Annotated in this window: 19 protein-coding genes; 17 read left to right on the top strand and 2 right to left on the bottom strand. The window is 73.2% G+C overall.

Going from position 1 to position 20,262, the window contains the following annotated elements; genetic code table 11:
* Positions 1-56 precede the first annotated feature (56 nt).
* The 8 genes from ACQPZA_RS27575 (at position 57) to ACQPZA_RS27540 (ending at position 8,690) form a co-directional block, all read left to right on the top strand.
* The gene (locus ACQPZA_RS27575; protein WP_433275086.1) at positions 57-701 is read left to right on the top strand and encodes an ABC transporter ATP-binding protein; all 645 of its coding nucleotides are present in this window, start codon (positions 57-59) and stop codon (positions 699-701) included.
* Positions 698-2,092, top strand: a complete 1,395-nt coding sequence (locus tag ACQPZA_RS27570) for a DUF6297 family protein (RefSeq protein ID WP_433275085.1) — start codon at positions 698-700, stop codon at positions 2,090-2,092. The genes ACQPZA_RS27575 and ACQPZA_RS27570 overlap by 4 nt, the downstream gene beginning before the upstream one ends.
* 355 nt (positions 2,093-2,447) lie before the next feature.
* Entirely contained in the window at positions 2,448-2,672 is a 225-nt protein-coding gene (locus ACQPZA_RS27565; RefSeq protein WP_433275084.1) for a hypothetical protein, read from the top strand.
* Between the two features lie 97 nt (positions 2,673-2,769).
* Entirely contained in the window at positions 2,770-4,638 is a 1,869-nt protein-coding gene (gene dnaG / locus ACQPZA_RS27560) for a DNA primase (protein WP_433275083.1), read from the top strand.
* Positions 4,635-5,183 carry a hypothetical protein gene (locus ACQPZA_RS27555; protein WP_433275082.1) on the top strand — a complete coding sequence of 183 codons (549 nt, stop codon included), beginning with the start codon at positions 4,635-4,637 and terminating at the stop codon, positions 5,181-5,183. Before dnaG ends, ACQPZA_RS27555 begins: the two co-directional genes overlap by 4 nt.
* A 10-nt stretch (positions 5,184-5,193) precedes the next feature.
* Complete coding sequence (locus tag ACQPZA_RS27550; RefSeq protein ID WP_433283016.1) at positions 5,194-5,961, top strand: trans-aconitate 2-methyltransferase; 768 nt, start codon at positions 5,194-5,196, stop codon at positions 5,959-5,961.
* Between the two features lie 72 nt (positions 5,962-6,033).
* Positions 6,034-7,641 (top strand): SLC13 family permease, encoded by a 1,608-nt coding sequence (locus ACQPZA_RS27545; protein ID WP_433275081.1) that lies wholly within the window; start codon positions 6,034-6,036, stop codon positions 7,639-7,641.
* Entirely contained in the window at positions 7,638-8,690 is a 1,053-nt protein-coding gene (locus ACQPZA_RS27540; protein ID WP_433275080.1) for a tartrate dehydrogenase, read from the top strand. Before ACQPZA_RS27545 ends, ACQPZA_RS27540 begins: the two co-directional genes overlap by 4 nt.
* A gap of 24 nt (positions 8,691-8,714) precedes the next feature.
* On the opposite strand, the gene ACQPZA_RS27535 is transcribed toward ACQPZA_RS27540, so the two are convergent.
* On the bottom strand, positions 8,715-9,206 hold the full coding sequence (locus tag ACQPZA_RS27535; protein ID WP_433275079.1) for a protein-tyrosine phosphatase family protein: 492 nt from the start codon (positions 9,204-9,206) through the stop codon (positions 8,715-8,717).
* 122 nt (positions 9,207-9,328) lie between these two features.
* Here ACQPZA_RS27535 and ACQPZA_RS27530 point away from each other — a divergent pair, with 122 nt between their 5' ends.
* The 6 genes from ACQPZA_RS27530 to ACQPZA_RS27505 all read left to right on the top strand — a co-directional run bounded on the left by ACQPZA_RS27530 (position 9,329) and on the right by ACQPZA_RS27505 (position 16,296).
* Entirely contained in the window at positions 9,329-9,802 is a 474-nt protein-coding gene (locus tag ACQPZA_RS27530) for a hypothetical protein (protein WP_433275078.1), read from the top strand.
* A gap of 171 nt (positions 9,803-9,973) precedes the next feature.
* Complete coding sequence (locus ACQPZA_RS27525; RefSeq protein WP_433275077.1) at positions 9,974-10,894, top strand: fumarylacetoacetate hydrolase family protein; 921 nt, start codon at positions 9,974-9,976, stop codon at positions 10,892-10,894.
* A complete protein-coding gene (locus tag ACQPZA_RS27520; protein WP_433275076.1) occupies positions 10,891-12,354 on the top strand; it encodes an aldehyde dehydrogenase (NADP(+)) in 1,464 nt (487 codons plus the stop codon). The genes ACQPZA_RS27525 and ACQPZA_RS27520 overlap by 4 nt, the downstream gene beginning before the upstream one ends.
* 430 nt (positions 12,355-12,784) lie before the next feature.
* Positions 12,785-14,443, top strand: a complete 1,659-nt coding sequence (locus ACQPZA_RS27515; protein ID WP_433275075.1) for an FAD-dependent oxidoreductase — start codon at positions 12,785-12,787, stop codon at positions 14,441-14,443.
* Complete coding sequence (locus tag ACQPZA_RS27510) at positions 14,440-15,870, top strand: ATP-binding protein (protein WP_433275074.1); 1,431 nt, start codon at positions 14,440-14,442, stop codon at positions 15,868-15,870. Before ACQPZA_RS27515 ends, ACQPZA_RS27510 begins: the two co-directional genes overlap by 4 nt.
* Positions 15,871-15,879: 9 nt before the next feature.
* Positions 15,880-16,296, top strand: a complete 417-nt coding sequence (locus ACQPZA_RS27505; protein WP_169398145.1) for an OsmC family protein — start codon at positions 15,880-15,882, stop codon at positions 16,294-16,296.
* Between the two features lie 6 nt (positions 16,297-16,302).
* Here ACQPZA_RS27505 and ACQPZA_RS27500 read toward each other — a convergent pair whose 3' ends face one another.
* Positions 16,303-17,307 (bottom strand): LacI family DNA-binding transcriptional regulator, encoded by a 1,005-nt coding sequence (locus tag ACQPZA_RS27500; RefSeq protein WP_433275073.1) that lies wholly within the window; start codon positions 17,305-17,307, stop codon positions 16,303-16,305.
* A gap of 149 nt (positions 17,308-17,456) precedes the next feature.
* Between ACQPZA_RS27500 and ACQPZA_RS27495 the strand changes: the two genes are divergently transcribed.
* Genes ACQPZA_RS27495 through ACQPZA_RS27485 form a run of 3 tightly spaced genes read left to right on the top strand, consistent with a single transcriptional unit; the run spans position 17,457 to position 20,260 of the window.
* On the top strand, positions 17,457-18,296 hold the full coding sequence (locus ACQPZA_RS27495; RefSeq protein ID WP_169398143.1) for a BtpA/SgcQ family protein: 840 nt from the start codon (positions 17,457-17,459) through the stop codon (positions 18,294-18,296).
* A gap of 13 nt (positions 18,297-18,309) precedes the next feature.
* Positions 18,310-19,212: a carbohydrate kinase family protein gene (locus ACQPZA_RS27490; RefSeq protein WP_433275072.1), complete on the top strand. Its 903-nt coding sequence runs from the start codon at positions 18,310-18,312 to the stop codon at positions 19,210-19,212.
* Between the two features lie 31 nt (positions 19,213-19,243).
* Positions 19,244-20,260 (top strand): substrate-binding domain-containing protein, encoded by a 1,017-nt coding sequence (locus ACQPZA_RS27485; RefSeq protein WP_433275071.1) that lies wholly within the window; start codon positions 19,244-19,246, stop codon positions 20,258-20,260.
* Positions 20,261-20,262: the final 2 nt, after the last annotated feature.

The raw sequence follows: 20,262 nt of genomic DNA, 5'->3' as shown, positions 1-20,262 counted from the left end.
AAAGCCACGATCATGCAACGACGTTGCCGCAACGTGGCTTTGCTGCAACGAGGGACGTGGCTGCTACCGTCGCGGCCCGGGGGGTGAACCGCGTGCTGGTCGTGGACGGCCTGGTCCGGCAGTTCGGCACAGCCGTGGTGCTGGCAGATGTCGGCTTCTCGCTCGGCCCTGGCCGGGCGGCTGCGGTCGTCGGCCCGAACGGCGCGGGCAAGACCACGTTGCTGCGCTGTGTCGTCGGTGCCGACCGGCCCGACCACGGCGAGGTGCTCCTCGACGGCAACGAGCTGCGGGAGGACGACCCGCGCTCCCGGGCTGCGGTCGCGAGCGTGCTCGACGACGTCGAGTTCTTCCCGGACCTCTCGGTCGGCGAGCATCTCGACCTGCTCGCGCGGGCGCACGGCGTGGAGCCCGACACCGCGCCGGTGCTCGCCGAGCTGGGCCTGGAGGCCCTGGCCGACCGCACCCCGGTGGGTCTCTCCAGCGGGGAACGCAGGCGGCTGGCACTGGCGTCCTGCTTCGTCCGCCCGCGCCGGCTGCTCGTGCTGGACGAGCCCGAGCAGCGGCTCGACGCCGCGGGTCGGCGGTGGCTGGTGGAGCGGCTCGAACGGGAGAAGGCCGCCGGCTGCGCGGTGCTGTTCGCCTCACACGACGCCGCCGTCGTCGAGGCGGTGGCCGACCAGACGGTCGAGCTGGGCGCGTGACAGCGCCCCCGCTCGTGCACGTGCCCGCCGCGAGGGAGCTGCGGACGGAGTTGGCTCGGGTCCGGCGCGCCCGGCGGGCGGCCACCAAGGACGGGCCGGGGAGCGACTGGTACACGCCGTTGCTCGCCGTGTTCGTGCTGGGTGGGTTGCTGGTGCAGGGCCTGCGCCGCGTGATGGGCGCCGAGGCCGCCCCGCTCCCGCACGCGCCCCACGTCGGGCTGCTGCTCGGCGCCGTCGGGCTGGTGCTGGCGGGCATGGTGCTGCGCGCGGCGCTCGCCCTCGGCCCGATGCTGGCCGGCCCGGCGGTCCGGCACTGGGTGCTCTCCGGCGTCGTCGACCGCGGAGCCATGCTCAGGCCGCGGCTCGCCGCCGCTGCTGCGGTCGCGGCGGTGGTCGGAGCCGGCATCGCAGCGCTCGGGGCGATCGTCGTCGCCGGGACGCTGCCGCCGTGGCGGACCGCGGTGTGGTGGTCGGCCACCGGCGCGGGGGTTGCGGTCGCGCTCGTCGCCGCGGCCGTCGTGTGGCAGGCCGGCAGCCCGCGGGCCGGACGCGCCACAGGCGTCGGGCTCGTGGGCGCAGGGCTCGCGCTCGCCCTGGCCGCGCTGCTGGTCCCGCGCTCGGCCACCGTCCCGTCCGTCCCCGCCACCGACACGGCCGTCGTCGCCTGGGCAGCGGCGCTGGTCCTGTTCGTCGTGGCGCGGCGGCGGCTCACCGTCCTGGACCGCGCGGCGCTGGGCGCAGGGAGTGGCCTCGCGGCCGCCGTCCAGGCGGCGGGAACGTTCATCGAGCCGGGACTGCTGCTCGGCCTGCTGGAGGAGCGGCGGTGGCGCTCCGCCCGCCGTGGACGCTCACGCCGCGGCCTGGGCCCCCGATCCGTCGCGCTGCTGCACTCCGACCTGCGCCGCGCGCTGCGCACCCCCGGCGCGCTGACACTCGGGGCGGGCCTGCTGGTCGTGTCCTACACCGCCGCCGCGATCCTGCCCCACGTGGCCGTGGCGCCCGTCGTCGCCGTCGCTGCCTACGCGATCGCCAGCCGGGTGGCGGCGGGCCTGCGTGCTGTCACCCGCTCCGCCGCGCTGCGCCGCGCACTCGGCGGCACCGACGGCGTGCTGACCCTGCTCCACCTCGCCGCGCCCCTCGTGGTCGCCGCCGTGTGGACCGCGGCGGTGCTGCCCGCGCTGCTCCCGGCGAACCCCCTTGCCGTGGTGCTGATCCCCATCGGGGCGGTCGCGGTGGTCGAACGATCAGCCACCCGCCCCCCGCCCGACTACGGCGCGGCCGTGTTCGACACGGGGTTCGGCGCGGTCCCGATCGACCTGGTGCGGCAGCTGGTGCGCGGGCCGGCCTTGCTGGCGGGACTCGCCGCGGTCCAGCTGCTCCTGGCGGTGTGAGGCAGCGGCCGCCCGGCGAGTCGCCCGTTTCGGGTGCGCGAGTCGCCCGTTCCCGCTGCCGCCCGGCCACGGTGACAGCGTTGTGGTCCCGTGTTGCTGTTCTGCGGCCGCTGATGGCGCGATATGTGTCCATGACGCGGTGGGGTGGCCGGCGCGGTCGCTGCTCGCGGGCTCCCGGGTCGTGACGCCCCCGAGCCGCGTTGTGGTCACATGTCGCTGTTCTGCGGCCGCGGTTGCAGCGTTATGTGTCCATGACGTGGGCAGGGGCAGGGGTCGGCCGAATGGCCGGGTTTTCTCGGCCAATCCGTACCTCCGGCCGAGGCGCCTCTCAGGTTCCCCGGCGCACTGTGGAGGTATGAGCTTCTCCGATGTCCTCACAATCATCGGCGTTGTGGCGGGTATCGGGTTGATGCTGGTCATGGCCGTCGTGCCGCTGCTCACCGACCGGCACCGGCCCCATTCCGACCGGCCGCGGAGGGCAGGCGCGAGCACCACCGTCACGATCCCGGCCCAGCGCGGGTCGCAGGGCCGCACGGTGGTCTCCACCCGCGCGGCGGGGCTGCGCGCGGCACCGCGCTGACCGCGCCCGGGGGCCGTCCGCGGCGTGTGGTGATCTCGGGCGGGGACGGAGCGCGGTGCTCGCGGGCCGGAGCGTGGGGCGGGCCTACACTCGGCCCGTGGCAGGGCGGATCCGGGACAGCGACATCGCGGAGGTCCGCGACCGGACCCGGATCGACGAGGTCATCGGCGAGTACGTCGCCCTGCGCCGGGCGGGTGCCGGTGCGCTGAAGGGCCTGTGCCCGTTCCACGACGAGAAGTCCCCGTCGTTCAATGTCCGGCCGAGCCACGGCACGTTCCACTGCTTCGGCTGCGGCGAGGGCGGGGACGCCGTCGCGTTCATCATGAAGATCGAGGTCGTGGGGTTCGTCGAGGCCGTGGAGCGCCTCGCCGACCGTGTCGGCTACCGCCTCACCTACGAGGGCGGCGGCAGCTCCGTGCAGCGCGACCGGGGCACGCGCAGCCGGCTGCTGGAGGCCAACAAGCGCGCCGCCGAGTTCTACGCCGCGCAGCTGCGCACGCCCGAGGCCGCACCGGCCGTGCAGTTCCTCACCAGCCGCGGGTTCGACGCGGCCGCGGCGCAGACGTTCGGCTGCGGCTACGCCCCCGCCGGCTGGGACACCCTCACCAAGCACCTCCTCGCGGCCGGGTTCACCTTCGACGAGCTGATGAAGGCCGGTCTGTCGAAGGAGGGCCGCCGCGGCCCGATCGACCGGTTCCACCGGCGGCTGCTCTGGCCGATCAAGGACCTCGGCGGTGACGTCGTGGGGTTCGGGGCGCGCCGGCTCTTCGACGACGACGGCATCGAGGCCAAGTACCTCAACACGTCCGACACGTCCGTCTACCACAAGACGAAGGTGCTGTTCGGGCTCGACCTGGCCAAGCGGGAGATCGCGAAACGGCGCCAGGTGGTGGTGGTCGAGGGCTACACCGACGTGATGGCGATGCACCTGGCCGGGGTGCCCACCGCCGTCGCGTCCTGTGGCACGGCCTTCGGTTCCGACCACGTCGGGGTGATCCGCCGGCTGATCGGCGACGACTCGTTCGACCTCGGCGAGGTGATCTACACCTTCGACGGGGACGCGGCCGGGCAGGCGGCGGCGCTCAAGGCGTTCGAGGGCGACCAGAACTTCGCCGCCCAGACGTTCGTGGCGATCGCCCCCGACGGGCAGGACCCCTGCGAGCTGCGCCAGACCCACGGCGACACGGCCGTGCGCGACCTGGTGGCCCGCCGGGAGCCGCTGTTCGAGTTCGCCATCCGCAGCATGCTGCGCGAGCACAACCTCGACACGGCCGAGGGCCGGGTGGCGGCGTTGCAGCGCTGCGTGCCGCTCGTGGCGCAGATCCGCCGGGAGGACCTGCGCGACGAGTACGCCCGCAGGCTCGCCGGCTGGACCAGCTGGGACGACATCGCGATGGTCGTGCGGCGGGTGCGGGAGTCGGCGGGCGCGCCTGCCGAGGCGGCGAAGGGGCGGGGTGGCGGAAACAGTCGCCAGCCGCCCGCCCCGCCGCGCAAGGACGACCCGCGGCTGCACCGGCAGCGGGAGGCGCTGAAGGCCGCTCTGCAGATGCCCGCCATCGCCGGTCCGAGCTATGACGAGCTGCCCGAGCAGGTCTTCACCCACCCCGCGTTCGCGTTGGTGCACCGCGCGGTGCAGGCGGCGGGCGGGGTGTGCAGCGGGCGCACCGGGCAGGTCTGGTTGGAGGCCGTGCTCGCCGAGTGCACCCCGGAGACGCGTTCGCTGGTCACCGAGCTCGCGGTGGAGCCGCTGCAGCTCCCGCGGCGCAACCCGGAGGAGGCCCGCTACGTCGGGAGCATCATCGCCGGGGTGCGGCTGGCGCTGGTGGAGGCGCAGGTGGCGGAGCTGAAGTCGCGGCTGCAGCGCATCAACCCGGTGGAGGAGCTCGACGCCTACATGCAGGCGTTCGGCGATCTCGTGCCACTCGAGCAGTACGGGAAGGCACTGCGGGAAAGGGCTCAGGTGTGAACCTGCTGAAGGCGGTGCGCCGGCTGCTGGGGCGCGACGAGCTGCCCGAGGGCTTCGCCGGCACCCTCGACGCCGACGAGCAGGTGCTCGGCTCGGCGTCGCTGCAGGGTGGGGGGCACCTGGTCGTCACCTCGCTGGGGATGTGGCTGCCCACCGCCGACGGCGTGCGCCGGCTGGGCTGGCATCTGGTCAGCAAGGCGTCGTGGCAGAACGGCGCGATCGTCCTCGTCGAGGCGCAGGTGCTTGACGACGTGGGCGGTGCCGTGCTGATCGCGGATCTCACCCCGCGGCGGCTGCGGCTCGCCGAGCCCGGCGCGGTGCCGGAGGTGGTGCACGCGCGCGTCACGGGCTCGATCAAGAGCAGGCACCACCGCGACCTGCCCGGCGGCGGCGCGTGGTTCGTGCAGCGCAAGGTGCCGGGGCGCGACGGGATCGTGTTGCAGGTGCGCGCCGACCCGGGCACCGACGACGCGGCGCTGCGCCAGGTGGCCGGTGACGTGGCGCGCACGCTGAAGCTGGGCGGGGCCGGTTCGAGGCAGAGTTGAGCGCATGGCGATGAGCACCACCACCTGGGATCCGGCCCTCTACCTGCGTTTCGACGACCATCGCTCCCGTCCGTTCCACGACCTGCTCGCGCGGGTGGGCGCGGTGGACCCGCGCCGGGTGGTCGACCTGGGCTGCGGTCCGGGCCACCTCACCGCCCTGCTGGCCACGCGCTGGCCCGACGCCGAGGTGGTCGCCCTCGACTCGTCGGCGGAGATGGTGGCGGCCGCCCGGGAGCGGGGGATCACGGCGGAGCAGGCCGACGTCGTCGACTGGGTGCCGCCGCCGGACACCGACGTGGTGGTCACCAACGCGGTGCTGCAGTGGGTGCCGTCGCACCGGCAGTTGCTGCCGCGGTGGGTCGAGGCCCTGCCGTCGGGTGCGTGGTTCGCGATGCAGGTGCCGGGCAACCTCGGGGCGCCGTCGCACGCCCTGATCCGGGAGCTGGCCGGGCAGGAGCCGTGGCGCGGGCGGATCGACCTGCGCGGCGAGCTGGCGGTGGCCGAACCGGCCGAGTACGCCGAGCTGCTGGCCGGCGCGGCCGCCGACGTCGACGTCTGGGAGACCACCTACCAGCAGCGGCTCACCGGCCCCGACCCGGTGCTGGAGTGGATCAGCGGCACGGCGTTGCGGCCGGTACGGGACGCGCTCTCCGCGGACGAGTACGGCGCGTTCCGGTCGGAGCTGGCCCCCCGCCTGCGCGCCGCCTATCCCGCCCGCCCGGACGGCACCACGTGGTTCCCGTTCCGGCGGATCTTCGCGGTGGCGCGCACGCTCTGAGGGGCAGGACTGGCGCCGCGGGGTGACGGGTGTCACTCTCTGCGAGTTGATCCCGTCGTCGTGGAGGGGACCATGACCGCCGAGAGCCAGCGCACCCGCACCGACGTCGACAAGGCCCTGCTCGGGCATGCGACCTATCGCAGTCTCGGGGAGCAACGGCTCTCCCCGGCGGAGGAGCGGTTCGAGAAGGGCCGCCGCACGGTCGGGCTCTTCCTCGCGCCGATCGTGACCATCGTGTTCCTGGCGCTGCCGCTGAACCTCCAGCCTCAGCAGCAGGTGCTGGCCGGGATCCTGCTCGGCGTGATCGTGCTGTGGGTGAGCGAGGCGGTGCCCATCCCGATCGGGGGCCTGATCGGCGTGGCGCTGATCGTGATCCTGCAGGTGGCCCCGGCCGACGACGTGCTGGCCAACTTCGGGTCGAGCACGGTGTTCACGTTCATCGGCGCGTTCATCCTCGCCCAGGCGATGCTCAAGCACGGCGTCGCGCGGCGTTTCGCGTTCCGGATACTGGCGCTGCCGCGGGTCGGGCAGTCGACTGTCGGGGTGATCGTCGCGTTCGGTGCGGTGACGTGCCTGCTTTCGGCGTTCGTGTCCAACACCGCCACGGTGGCGATGCTGCTGCCCACCGCGATGGGCATCCTCAGCGTGATCGCGAAGCTGATGCAGGACCGCGGGCTCGTGGCGGAGGACTTCGACCCGTTGCGCCTGCGCGTCGGCGCCGCGCTGATGCTGATGCTGGCGTACGGCGCGAGCGTGGGGGGCCTGCTGACGCCGGTGGGCAGCCCGCCCAACCTGATCGGCCGGGGACTGATCGAGGAGGCCACGGGGGAGCGCATCAGCTTCGCGCAGTGGGTGGCGGTGGCGGTGCCGATCTGCCTGCTGATGTTCGTGGCGCTGGCCGTGGTGCTGCTGCTGCTCAACAAGCCGGAGATCCGCCGCATCGACGGGGTCGCGGAGTACGTGGTCGAGCAGCGCGCCGCGCTGGGTCCGCTGTCGCGGGCCGAGAAGAACACGCTGATCGCGTTCGGCGTCACCGTGTCGCTCTGGATCCTGCCCGGCATCGTCGCGCTCGTGGCGGGCAACGACTCCGCCGCCTACGACGCGGTGAGCGAGCGGCTCGACGAGGGCATCGTCGCGGTGTTCGGGGCGTCGCTGCTCTACCTTCTCCCGACGGACTGGGGAAACCGCGAGTTCACGCTCCGCTGGCGCGACGCCCAGCAGATCGACTGGGGCACGATCCTGCTGTTCGGTACCGGCATCATCTTCGGCGCGCTGCTGGCCGACACCGGGCTCGCGCGGACGCTGGGCGAGGCCGTGTCGTCGGGGCTGGGGCTCGCGAACGTCGTCACCATCACGGTCTTCGCGGTGCTGCTGGCGATCCTCGTGTCGGAGACCACCAGCAACACGGCATCGGCTGCCGTGGTGGTGCCGATCGTGATCCCCATCGCGGTGGCCGCGGGGGTCAACCCCTTCGTGCCCGCGCTGGCCGCGACGTTCGCGGCGTCGTTCGGGTTCATGCTGCCGGTGTCGACACCGCAGAACGCCATCGTCTACGGGTCCGGCGTTGTGCCGATCACCACGATGATTCGCTCCGGCGCCGCCTTCGACGTCATCGGAGCGATACTCATCGTCGTGTTCCTTCCCGTGATGGTCGCCGTCCTCGGGCTCGGCGTCGTATGACCGCGCAGACGATCGCCGTGATCCCGGGCGACGGCATCGGAACCGAGGTGATCGACGCCGCCCGCACCGTGCTGGACGCCGTCTGCGCCCGGCACGACGTCGCCCTCGACTACACCGAGTTCGACTGGTCGTGTCAGCGCTACGACCGTGTGGGCGCGATGATGCCGCCCGACGGGATCGAGACGCTCCGCCGGTTCGACGCGATCCTGCTCGGCGCCGTGGGCTGGCCGGGCGTACCGGACCACGTGTCGCTGTGGGGACTGCTGATCCCGATCCGCCGGGCGTTCCGCCAGTACGTCAACCTGCGCCCGATCCGGGTGTTCGACGGTGTGCAGAGCCCGCTGCGCGGGGCCGAGGACGTCGACTTCGTCGTGGTCCGCGAGAACGTCGAGGGCGAGTACAGCGAGGTCGGCGGCCGGGTCAACCGCGGGTTCCCGGACGAGATGGCCGTGCAGGAGTCGATCTTCACCCGCGTCGGCGTGAGCCGGATCGCCGACTATGCGTTCGAGCTCGCGGCCTCCCGTCGCGGGTACCTCACGTCCGCGACGAAGTCGAACGGGATCGTGCACACCCTCCCGTTCTGGGACGAGGTCGTGGCCGAGCGCGCCGCCCGGCACCCGGACGTGCGGTGGGACAGCGAGCACATCGACGCGCTCGCCGCGAAGTTCGTGCTGCAGCCCGGCCGGTTCGACGTGGTGGTCGGCTCGAACCTGTTCGGTGACATCCTCTCCGACCTCGCCGCCGCCGTCGCCGGCTCGATCGGGATCGCGCCGTCGGCGAACCTGGACCCCACCAAGGAGTTCCCGTCCATGTTCGAACCGGTGCACGGGTCGGCACCGGACATCGCGGGGCAGGGCATGGCCAACCCGGTCGGGGCGGTGTGGTCGGCGGCGCTGATGCTGGAGCATCTCGGCCATCCGGCCGCGGCCGCCGACGTGGTCACCGCGATGGAGGCCACGCTCGCGAAGCCGGAGACCCGCACCGCCGATCTCGGCGGTACGGCCACCACGGCCCAGGTGACGGCGGCGCTGGTGGAGCACCTGAGCTGATCGGCGCTCCACCCGCGGCTGCGCTCAGGGCCGGGCGTCGCCGCTGGCGAGGTACTGCGTGGCGAACCAGGTGATCCAGCGTCGCTGGCCGCGGGTCTCGACCGCGTGGCGCCGGTAGTGCTGCCGGACCCACTCGACCGCGTCGTCGGCCGGGTGCCCCGCGAGGATCGCCATGCAGGCGATCACCGTGCCGGTGCGCCCCGTGCCACCGCCGCACGCCACCTCGACCCGTTCCCCGGACCGCGCCACCGAGTAGGCGTGCTCGATCTGCGCGGCGGCCGTCCTGCCGTCCCGGGGGACGCGGAAGTCGGGCCAGTCGACCCAGTCGGCCGGCCAGTCCGGACGCCAGGGGGGCCTGCGGCGCCCGAAGAGCCGGCGCCCCGGCGCGTCGGGGGAGCGGCCCAGGTAGAGGCCGTACGTGGGGAGCGGGCCGGGCGGAAGGGGCTGGCGACGGCCGCGCCCGCGCACCGCGGTCCCGTCGGGCAGCGTGATCGCGCCGACGAACTGCTCGGTCATTCGGAGCATTCTGCCCATCCGGCGCTTCCGGTGTGATCCACCCCTCACACCGGGGCCGCTAACGGGCGTCCCCCGATCGGCGAGTCAGTGGCGATCGAGTTCGCAACGGGGAGGACTACCGAGTGCGTGACAAGAGGCTCATGGACATCGCCCGGGAGGTCGTCGCCGCCGTGCATCCGGACGAGCTCGACCACTTCGAGCAAGCCGCCGAGGCGTACGACGCCCACCCGGGAACGGTCGCGTACGCGCGCGGCCCCCGTGCGGAGGGCGCGCACTCCGGGGTGCGGACGGTGACCGGTTTCTCCGCGCTGGTGCTGGACGTCACCGCCGGTGCGTGCCGAGGTGTGCTCGGGGCCGAGAGCCCCGCCCCCGTCGCGCGCAACCGCGGTTGGCTCGCCCGCAACCGCGGCTGGCTGGCCCGGTCCCGCTGCGTGGGCTCGCACGTCGGCACCGCCACCGTGCTGCCGCCGATCACGGACGCCAAGGCCGCCGAGATCGAGGTGACGGCCTGCGCCGCTGCCGTGGTGCGCGGGGCGTCGGGCGACGACGCTGCTGCGCTGGCGAAGGCGCTGAGCGACCGGTGGACGCGCCGGTAGGAAGCCCGATGCGCGAGGGTGCTCCGCAGGCCCACGACGTACTCGCCGGTGATCGTTCCGCCCAGCGGCAAGGCCGGGCCCGGCCGTCGGGATCAGGGGCGGCGCCTGCCGGATCTGCACCATAGGATCAGTTCCCGTTCGGGGGTCGCCGAGGCCCGCGCCAGGATGGGAGTGCGCACGAGCATGGAGATCGTCCGCTACATCGAGCCGGGGGGCCCCGGCCCCCGCGTCGGACTGCGCAACGGCGCAACAGTGGCCCCGCTGCCCTGGGGCAGCGTCGCCGAACTGCTGCGCGAGTCCCGCGACGAGCTGCGCGAGCGGCTCACGTCCGCCACCGGCAGCGCCGTGGACGCCGCCGACGTCACGTTCCTGCCTCCCGTCGACGGCCGCACCGAGGTGTGGGCGGCCGGCGTCACCTACGAGCGCTCGCGCAGCGGCCGCGTCGAGGAGAGCAGCGAGGCCTCGGTGTACGAGAAGGTGTACGACGCCGAGCGCCCCGAGCTGTTCCTCAAGTCGGTGGCCTGGCGCGTGGTCACCGACGGCGAGCCGGTGGCGCTGCGCTCGGACTCCACCGTGGACGTCCCGGAGCCGGAGCTCGCGCTCGTCGCCAACCGGTTCGGGGAGATCGTCGGCTACACCGTCTGCAACGACATGAGCTCCCGCTCGATCGAGGGCGAGAACCCGCTGTACGTCCCGCAGGCCAAGATCTTCAGCGGCTGCTGTGCGCTCGCCACCGGCATCCGGCCGGTCTGGGAGGTGCCCGACGCCACCGACCTGGCCATCACCATCCAGGTGCAGCGCGGCGGCGAGACCGTCTTCTCCGGCGACACCAGCACCGCGCGCCTGCACCGCACACTGGAGGAGCTGGTCGCGGCGCTGTTCGCGCCCACCGACTTCCCCGACGGCGCCATCCTCGCCACCGGCACGGGCATCGTGCCGGAGCTGAGCTTCTCCCTCGCCGAGGGCGACCGGATCGAGATCGAGATCGCCGGGGTCGGCACGCTGGCCAACCCCGTCGTCCGGGGCCGCGAACCGATGTCCTGGCTGGTGGACGCCCTCGACCGGCCCGACGCGAGGAAGGTTCAGCTGTGAACGACACCACCCCCGAGGAGCTCGACGCCGTTCTCGCCGCGGCCGCCCGTGCGGCGGGCCCGCTGGCCGCGTTGCGCCCCGCCGAGCGCGCGGCCCTGCTGCGCGCCGCCGCCGACGCGCTCGACGCCGCTGCGGGCGAGCTCGTCCCGATCGCCGTCGCCGAGTCGGCGCTGCCGGAGGCGCGGCTGACGGGCGAGGTGGCCCGTTCCAGCGGCCAGTTGCGGCTGTTCGCCGACGCGCTCGACGAGGGCTCCTACCTCGAGGTGATCATCGATACGGCCGACCCGGACGCGGCCCCCGTCCCGCGGCCCGACCTGCGCCGGATGCTGGTGCCGCTCGGCCCGGTGCTGGTGTTCGCGGCGAGCAACTTCCCGTTCGCGTTCAGCGTGCCCGGCGGCGACACCGCGTCGGCGCTGGCGGCGGGCTCTCCCGTGGTGCTCAAGGCGCACCCCGGGCACCCGGAGCTGTCGCAGCGCACGGGCGAGGTGCTGGCCGACGCGCTGCGCGCCGCCGGTGCACCCGACGGGACGTTCGCGGTCGTGCACGGCATGGACGCCGGCACGTCGGCGATCACCGACCCGAGGATCAAGGCGGCGGCGTTCACCGGCTCGGTCCGTGGTGGGCGGGCCCTGCTCGACATCGCCTCCGCCCGCCCCGAGCCGATCCCCTTCTACGGCGAGCTGGGCAGCCTCAACCCGGTGTTCGTCACGCCTGCCGCGGTGGCCGCGCGGGGCGAGGCCATCGCCGACGGGTACGTGGCCTCGTTCACCCTCGGCACCGGCCAGTTCTGCACGAAGCCCGGCCTGCTGTTCCTCCCCGAGGGGCACGGGCTGGAGGAGCGGCTCGTCAGCGCGGTCCGCGGCACGGGAGCCGCCGGGATGCTCAACGACCGCATCCGCTCCGCCCACGCGGAGGAGCGCGACCGCCTCGAAGGGCTCGGCCCGGTGCGCACGCTCGTCCACGGCGACGAGGTCGAGGCGGGAGTGGCGCCCACGCTCCTGGCCACCACCGCCAAGGAACTGCTCGCCGACCCCGAGCCACTGCTGCAGGAGTGCTTCGGGCCCACATCGATCGTGGTCTCCTACAACGGCCCCGACGAGCTCCACGCCGCCGCGGAGGCGTTCGGCGGCAACCTGACGGCCACCGTCCACGCCGAGGACGCCGACGCGCCCACGCTGCCGCCGCTGCTCGACCTGCTGCGCGAGCGCACCGGCAGGCTCGTCTACAACGGCTGGCCCACGGGGGTTGCCGTGGCCGCGGCGATGCACCACGGCGGCCCGTACCCGGCCACCACCGCCTCGGTGCACACCTCGGTGGGCACCACCGCGGTGCGCCGGTTCCTGCGGCCCGTCTGTTACCAGAACACCCCGCAGGCACTGCTGCCCGAGGCGTTGCGGGACGACAACCCGCTGGGCCTGCCGCGGCGGATCAACGGGACGGTCACCACCGACGCGCTCTGACGCGCCGCACCACCCCGACCGCGTCATGGACACATGACGCGGTCACCGCAGCCGCACAACAGCGACACGGGACCATGACGCTGCTGGCGTGGCCGGGCCCCGTGCGCGAGTCGCCCGTTCCTGCTGCGAAACGGGCGACTCGCGCACGCGAAGCGGGCGACTCGCGCGCGCGAAGGGGGCGACTCGCGCGCGGGGAACGGGCGACTCGCGGGGTGGCCCCGGCAGCCGCCGCTGCCTCACCCCGGATGTCCGCTCACCCACGCGACGGTCCTGGTGCCGCCGCGCGGAGCAGTAACCGGACAAGAGCCTCGCGGCGGCGGCGCCTCCGGGGTTAGGTTCAACGGGTGCGTTCGCCGTCGGCGGACGACACCAGCGCCGCGCACCGTTGCGCGGGCACTATCGACGGAATGGCACGTCCGGCAGGAGCCCCATGACCAAGCCCGTCCTCATGACCGTCGACGATGACCCGGGAGTGAGCCGATCCGTGGCTCGCGACCTGCGTCGCCGCTACGGCCAGGACTACCGCGTCGTCCGCGCGGAGTCCGGCCGGGAGGCGCTGGAGGCCCTGCGCGAGCTGACGCTGCGCGGTGAGCCCGTCGCCGCGATCCTGGCCGACTACCGGATGCCGGAGATGAACGGCATCGAGTTCCTCGAACAGGCGATGGACGTCGCGCCGCATGCCCGGCGGGCGTTGCTCACCGCCTACGCCGACACCGACGCCGCGATCCAGGCGATCAACGTCGTGGACGTCGACCACTACCTGCTGAAGCCGTGGGACCCGCCGGAGGAGAAGCTCTACCCGGTGATCGACGCGCTGGTGGAGACGTGGCGCGCGGTCGGGGTCCGGCCGGTCGAGGAGATCCGCGTCGTCGGGCACCGGTGGTCGGCGGAGTGCTTCGCGGCGCGCGACTTCCTGGCCCGCAACTCGGTGCCCTACCGCTACTACTCGATCGACGAGCCGGAGGGCGCGCGCCTGCTGGAGGCGGCGGGTGCCTCGCCCGACGACGTGCCGCTGGTGATCACCGGCGACGGCACGGCGTTGCGGTCCCCGTCGGACTCCGAGATCGCCTCGGCCTGCGGGCTCACCACCGACCCCGTGTCGGACTTCTACGACCTGATCGTGATCGGTGGCGGGCCCGCCGGGCTCGGTTCGGCGGTCTACGGGGCCTCGGAGGGGCTGCGCACCGTACTGGTGGAGCGGCAGGCCACGGGCGGTCAGGCCGGGCAGAGCTCGCGGATCGAGAACTACCTCGGCTTCCCCGACGGTGTCTCCGGTGCACAGCTCACCGACCGGGCGCGGCGCCAGGCCGCGAAGTTCGGCGCCGAGGTGCTCACCGCGCGTGACGTGGTCGCGCTGGAGGCGCGCGGGTCGGCCCGGGTCGTGCGGTTCGGCGACGGCAGCGAGATCGCCGCCCACGCCGTGGTGCTCGCCACCGGGGTGTCCTACCGGAACCTGAACGCGCCGGGGATCGCCGACCTCACCGGGCGCGGGGTGTTCTACGGCTCCGCCGCCACCGAGGCACCCGGCTGCAGGGGCGAGGACGTCTACATCGTCGGCGGCGCCAACTCCGCCGGTCAGGCTGCGGTGTTCTTCTCCAGGCACGCCGCCACCGTCACGGTGCTGGTGCGCGGACCGGACCTGGAGGCGTCGATGTCGACCTACCTGATCAAGCAGTTGGACGCGATCGACAACATCTCGGTCCGCACCAGGACCGAGGTCGTGGAGGCGCATGGCGACGGCCACCTGCAGTCCCTCACCATCTGCGACCGCCAGAGCGGGGCCGTCGAGTCGGTGAAGGCGGCGTCGATGTTCGTCTTCATCGGGGCGGCACCGCGCACCGAGTGGCTCGACGGCGTCGTCGAACGCGACGAGCGCGGCTTCGTCCGCACCGGTCCCGACCTGGTGGTCGACGGCAAGCGACCGCCGGGCTGGCCGCTGGACCGGGATCCGTACCACCTGGAGTCGAGCGTGCCCGGCGTGTTCGTGGCGGGGGACGTGCGCGCCGACTCGGTGAAGCGCGTCGCCTCGGCCGTCGGGGAGGGCGCCATGGCCGTCACACTCGTCCACCGCTTCCTGGCGGAGCAGTGAGCGCGCCGGTCCGGCCGTCGCCCGACGAGCTGCGCGACCTGTTCCTGTTCGCCGAGCTCGACGAGGACCAGCTCGGCTGGGTGGTCGAGAACAGCGACGTGGTGGAGGTGCCCCGCGGCGAGGACATCGTCGTCGAAGGAGAGCCCGCCCGGTGCTTCCACGTGCTGCTGTCGGGCACGATCGCGATGAGCCGGCTGATCTCCGGCGATGTGGTGGAGACGGGCCGCACGGAGCAGCGGGGCGTCTACTTCGGGGCCGTGCAGTTCTACCTCGAGGACGAGACGGCCAGGGACTACGCGATGACGGTGCGCGCCGTCACCGACAGCGTCGTGCTCGCCCTCCCGGCCACGGAGTTCGCGAAGGTCTTCGCGCGGTGGTTCCCGATGGCGGTGCACCTGCTCGAAGGGATGCTGCTGGGGTTGCGCCGCAACAGCGCCCTCGTTTCGGAGCGGGAGCGGCTGCTCGCGCTGGGCAAGCTGTCGGCCGGCCTCACCCACGAGCTGAACAACCCGGCCGCCGCGGCGGGCCGGGCCGCCGACACCCTGCGGGACAAGGTCGCCGGGATGCGCGCGAAGCTCGCCATGATCGCCGACGGAAAGATCGCGGGTGACCAGCTGAAGAAGCTGGTGATGGCCCAGGACGAGTTCGTCAAGAAGGTCCGCAACGCGCCCTCGCTCTCCGCGATCGAGGCCAGTGACCGGGAGGACGAGCTGGGCGACTGGCTCGACGACCACGGCATCGACGGCAGCTGGGACCTGGCGCCGGTCTTCGTCGCCGGTGGCCTGGGCGTGGAGGACCTGGACGCCCTGCACACGGCCACCAACGAGACCACGCTGGAAGGCGCGATCCGCTGGCTCGCCTACACCGTGGAGACCGAGAGCCTGCTGCGCGAGATCCTCGACGCCACCACACGGATCTCGAATCTCGTGCTCGCGGCGAAGCAGTACTCGCAGATGGACCGGGCGCCGCACCGCTTCATCGACGTGCACGAGGGCCTCGACGCCACGCTGGTGATGTTCGGGCGGAAGCTGGGGGAGGAGAGCGGGATCGGCATCGCCAAGGACTACGACCGGACGCTGCCGCTGGTCCCGGCGTACCCGGCCGAGCTCAACCAGGTCTGGACCAACATCATCGACAACGCGATCGACGCCATGGACGGCGCGGGCACGCTCACCGTCCGCACCAGCAGGGTCGAGGACTGCGTGCTCATCGAGATCGGCGACACCGGCCCCGGCATCCCGCCCGAGGTCCGGCAGCGGATCTTCGAGCCGTTCTTCACCACGAAGCCGGTGGGGCGCGGCACGGGGCTCGGCCTGGACGTCAGCTACCGGGTGATCGTCACCCGCCACCACGGTGACCTGCGCGTGCAGTCGGAGCCGGGCGACACCCGCTTCCAGGTGCTGCTGCCCATCACCGAGGAGCCATAGGCTGCCGCGATGACCATGCAGATGCCCCTCGCGTCGGCGGACGCGCGGCTGGCGGCAACGGCGGGCCGGGCCGTCGAGGTACAGCTCGGCGCGCACGAGGTGGTGTCCGACCACGCCGACGACGGCCAGGGGAAGGGCCCCACCCCGCTGGAGCTGCTCACGGCGTCGCTCGCCGCGTGCAGCGCGATGACGGTGCGCACCCAGCTGGAACGCGACGGCGACCCGGGCGACATCGAGGTGGTGGTCACGCTGGACGCGGGTCCGCCCACGTTGTTCTACCGGCGCGTGGTGCTCGGGTTCCGGCTGGAGCCCGACGAGGCCCACCAGCTGGCGGACGCGCTGGAGCGCACCGAGCTGACGATGATGCTCAGGCCCGCGTTCAGCGTCCGCACCCAGATCGAGCACGCCGGCGACCCGCTGGTGTGACGCGCGTCAGCCGCCGGTACTGGCCCGCACCACGAGGCTGGGGGCGAGGGCGAGCCGCGCCGGTTCGTGGGGCGGCTCCCGGAACGCCTGCGACAGCAGGCGCACCGCCTCGGTCGCGATGGCGGCCTGCGGCTGGCGCACGGTGGTCAGCGGCGGGTCGCTGAGCGCGGCGAACGGGATGTCGTCGAAGCCGGTGACCAGCACGTCCCCCGGCACGGCCACCCCGGCGGTGCTGCACGCCTGCAGCACGCCGAGCGCGATGAGGTCGTCGGCGCACACCACCGCGTCGGGCAGCGGACCGGCCGCCAGGAGCCGCTGCATGGCGGTGCGGCCCCAGTCGATCGAGTACTCGCCCAGCAGCAGCGCGCCGGGGGCGACGGCGATGCCCAGCCGTGCGGTGTGCGACTGGAAGCCCGCCACCCGCAGCTCGGTGGAGGAGCTGGTGAGCCGGGAGCTGATGAACGCCGCCGTGCGCACGCCCCGGCCCGACAGGTGCTCGACCACCAGGCGCAGCGCCTCGTCGTCGTCGACGCCGACCCAGTCGCTGTCCACCCCGGTCACGTACCGGTCGACCTGCACCAGCGGCAGCTCGCCGGCGGCCCAGGAGATCGCCGCGGTGCTCCCGGTGCCGTGCACGGGGCTGATCACGATCCCGTCGACCTGCCGGGCGACGAGGCTGCGCAGCCGCTGCTCCTCCAGCTGCGGGTCGGAGCGCGACGAGCAGAGGAAGAGCTGGCGGCCCTCGTCCTGCAGGGCGTGCTCCACGCTCTCCACGAGCGAGGTGAAGAACGGGTTGACGATGCTCGGCACGATCATGCCCACGGTGTCGGTGCGGCTGCGGCGCAGCGCGCTGGCGATCCCGTTTCCGGAGTAGCCGAGCTCCTGGACAGCGCGCCTGACCTGGTCCTCGACGGCGGCCGACACCCGTTTGGCGCCCGAGAGCGCCCGCGACACCGTCGCCGTCGACACGCCTGCGCGGTCGGCGACGTCGCGGATGGTCACCTTCGCCACCGGACCTCCGTTCATCTCGTCCGCCCGAGGGCCGCGGCGGCCGCCGCAACAAGAATGTAAACGATTGCCCCTTCCGGAGGGCAGGGCTGCGGAGCTAGCTTCATCGGCGGGTAATCGATTACCCAGAACCTGGACGACGGGAAGTGAACGTGACCGCACCCCTCGGGGTCTACCCGCGCAAGCCCTCGGCGATCGCCGAGCTCTTCGCCACGCGACCCGTACTCATCGGAGCCGTCCACCTGCCCCCGCTGCCGGGCAGTCCGGCGTACCGCGGGCAGCCCGTCTCCGAGCTGTGCCGGTTCGCCGTGGAGGAGGCGCGGGCCTACGTCGACAACGGCTTCGACTCCGTCATCGTGGAGAACCACGGTGACCTGCCGTTCCTCAAGCCCGGCCAGCACGGCTACGAGGTGGCCGCCGGCATGGGCGTCGTCACCGCGGCCGTCGTGGCCGAGCTCGGGCCCCGGGTCGGGGTCAGCGTGCTCTCCAACGCAGGCGAGTGCTCCGTCGCCGCCGCCTGGTCCGCCGGGGCCGGCTGGGTGCGGGTCAACCAGTGGGTCAACGCCTACGTGGCCAACGAGGGCGTCATCGAGGGCCAGGCCGCGCGCACCACGCGGTACCGGCACACGATCGGCGCCGACGAGGTCAAGGTCTTCGCCGACGTCCACGTCAAGCACGGCGCCCACGCCATCGTCGCCGATCGCACGCTGGCCGAGCAGACCGAGGACGCCGAGTTCTTCGACGCCGACGTGCTCATCGCCACCGGCTCGCGAACCGGCCATGCCACGTCGGTCGAGGAGGTCGCCGGGATCCGCGGCGCCACCCAGCTGCCGGTGATCATCGGCAGCGGCATCAACCCCGACAACGTGGAGTCGCTGTTCGCCGAGTGCGACGGGGGCATCGTCGCGTCGGCCGCCAAGGAGAACGGCCGCTGGTGGGGCCGGGTCGCGCCGGAGAAGGTACGGGCCGTCGCCCGCGCCGCAGGCAAGTGACCGGTCGTCCCTGATGATCGTCTTCTGCGGCTACGCCAACCTCGACGTGGTCGGCCGCGTCCCCCGCTTCCCGCGGCCCGACGAGCGGCTGCACGCGTCCGCCGTGGAGCACCTGCCGGGCGGGATGGCCGCCAACGCCGCGGTCGCCGCCGCGCGGGCCGGGGCGCAGGCGGCCTTCGCGGGCGTCGTCGGTGCCGACCCGCTGTCGGACCGGTTCCTCGCCGAGCTGTCCGCCGACGGCGTCGACCCGAGCTGGACCGACCGGTCGGCGTTCCTGTCCACCGCGATCGTCCTTGTCGACGCGCTGGGCAGGCGGTCGGTGATCAGCGAGGACGACGCGCTGGGCGCCGCGCACGTCTCGGCCGTCGCCGACCGGCTGACGGCGGCGGGGCGCAACATGCTGTACCTCGACGGCTACCGGGCAGCGGAGATCGCCGCCGCCGTCCGTCCCGCGCTGACGCTCGCGGTCGACCTCGACGGGTGCGACGACCGTGATGTTGCCCTCGAAGCGGTTCGCCACGCCGGTCATGTCGTGGTGGGACGGCGCAGGCTCGAGGGCATGCTCGACGTTCCGGAGCGCCGCTGGGCCACATTGGCCGCCGTCTCGGGCACCGTTCTGGTGGTCACCGACGGCCCGCGCGGCTGGACGCTCTGCGCCCCCGACGGAGCCACCGTGTCCGGTGCGGCGCTGGCCGTGGAGGTCGTCGACGACACCGGAGCCGGTGACTGCTTCACCGGCACGTACCTCGCCGGGGTCGAGGCCGGCCTGTCCCTGACCGCAGCGGCCACGCGCGCCGGGATCGCCGCGAGCCTGTCCTGCACGGTTCCCGGCGCGCGCGGCGCGCCGGCCCCGTCCGCGGTCGATGCCGTCGTGGCTCCACCGATCACCGCCGTCCCGGGGAACAGCACGCCCTGACTCCCCGTCCACCCATCCTGTTGGAGGCTCGATGAAGCGCGTGCTCGCCCTGGCGGCCGCCGCCTGCCTGTTCACCCTCGCCGCCTGCGACAGCGCGCCACCGGCCGGTTCGGCGGGAGCGCCGGGATCGTCACCGAGCGTGGCCGCCGCTTCCCTGCCGGCGCCGAAGTCCCAGCCGGTCGGCTGCACGCCCGACCACCCGCTGCGCGTCGGACTGGTGACGATCAACCTGCAGGCGCTGTTCTTCAACCAGATCAACTCGGCGGCCCAGGCGATGGCCGACCAGCACGGCGTCCAGTTGCAGATCATCTCCGGCAACGACGACTCGGTGACCCAGGCCAACGCCGTCGACAACCTCGTCGCCTCGCACGTCGACGCGATCATCGTCGACGCCGTCGACACCGAGGGCATCAAGCCCGCGCTCCGGGCCGCCCATGCGGCAGGCATCCCGGTGGTCGCCGTCGACGCGGTCGTCGACGACCCCGCGGTCGACACCCAGGTGGGCACCGCGAACGCCGACGGTGGAGCGCAGGTCGGTCAGGTGCTCCTGTCGGAGTCCGGCGGCAAGGGCGAGGTCGGCATCGTCGGGGCGCTCAACAGCACCATCCAGCTCGAACGGCAGAAGGGCTTCACGGACAAGGTGACCGCGGGCGGCATGACCGTCGGCACCGTCGTCGACGGGAAGAACGTCCAGGAGGACGCCCAGACCGCCGCCGAGAACCTGCTCACCGGCAACCCCACCCTGCCCTACGTCTACGCCACCGGTGAGCCGGCGCTGATCGGGCTGGCGGCCGCGGTGCGCAGCCAGGGCGCGCAGGACCGGGTGAAGGTGGTGGGCTGGGACCTCTCCGACCCGGCCGTGGACGGTCTCAAGGCCGGCTGGATCACCGCCGTCGTGCAGCAGGACAGCTTCGAGTTCGGGTACCGGTCGATGGCTGCGGCGATCGACCTGTCCTGCCACAACCCCGTGCCGAGGCAGAACCCCGTCGACATCCACATCGTGACGCCGCAGAACGTCGGCGACTACACCGTCTACCTCGGGAAGTGACC

This window comes from Pseudonocardia xinjiangensis, from assembly GCF_050948425.1.
Taxonomy (GTDB): Bacteria; Actinomycetota; Actinomycetes; order Mycobacteriales; family Pseudonocardiaceae; genus Pseudonocardia; species Pseudonocardia xinjiangensis.
Note: the sequence above shows the minus strand (reverse complement) of the source record. Positions and strands in the feature narration are given on the sequence as shown.

Excerpts from the sequence above, each read along its gene's own strand:
- ACQPZA_RS27565 (WP_433275084.1), top strand. The coding sequence starts at position 2,448 with ATGAGCTTCTCCGATGTCCTCACAATCATCGGCGTTGTGGCGGGTATC.
- ACQPZA_RS27550 (WP_433283016.1), top strand. The coding sequence starts at position 5,194 with ATGAGCACCACCACCTGGGATCCGGCCCTCTACCTGCGTTTCGACGAC.
- ACQPZA_RS27545 (WP_433275081.1), top strand. The coding sequence starts at position 6,034 with ATGACCGCCGAGAGCCAGCGCACCCGCACCGACGTCGACAAGGCCCTG.
- ACQPZA_RS27540 (WP_433275080.1), top strand. The coding sequence starts at position 7,638 with ATGACCGCGCAGACGATCGCCGTGATCCCGGGCGACGGCATCGGAACC.
- ACQPZA_RS27535 (WP_433275079.1), bottom strand. The coding sequence starts at position 9,206 with ATGACCGAGCAGTTCGTCGGCGCGATCACGCTGCCCGACGGGACCGCG.
- ACQPZA_RS27515 (WP_433275075.1), top strand. The coding sequence starts at position 12,785 with ATGACCAAGCCCGTCCTCATGACCGTCGACGATGACCCGGGAGTGAGC.
- ACQPZA_RS27505 (WP_169398145.1), top strand. The coding sequence starts at position 15,880 with ATGACCATGCAGATGCCCCTCGCGTCGGCGGACGCGCGGCTGGCGGCA.
- ACQPZA_RS27490 (WP_433275072.1), top strand. The coding sequence starts at position 18,310 with ATGATCGTCTTCTGCGGCTACGCCAACCTCGACGTGGTCGGCCGCGTC.
- ACQPZA_RS27485 (WP_433275071.1), top strand. The coding sequence starts at position 19,244 with ATGAAGCGCGTGCTCGCCCTGGCGGCCGCCGCCTGCCTGTTCACCCTC.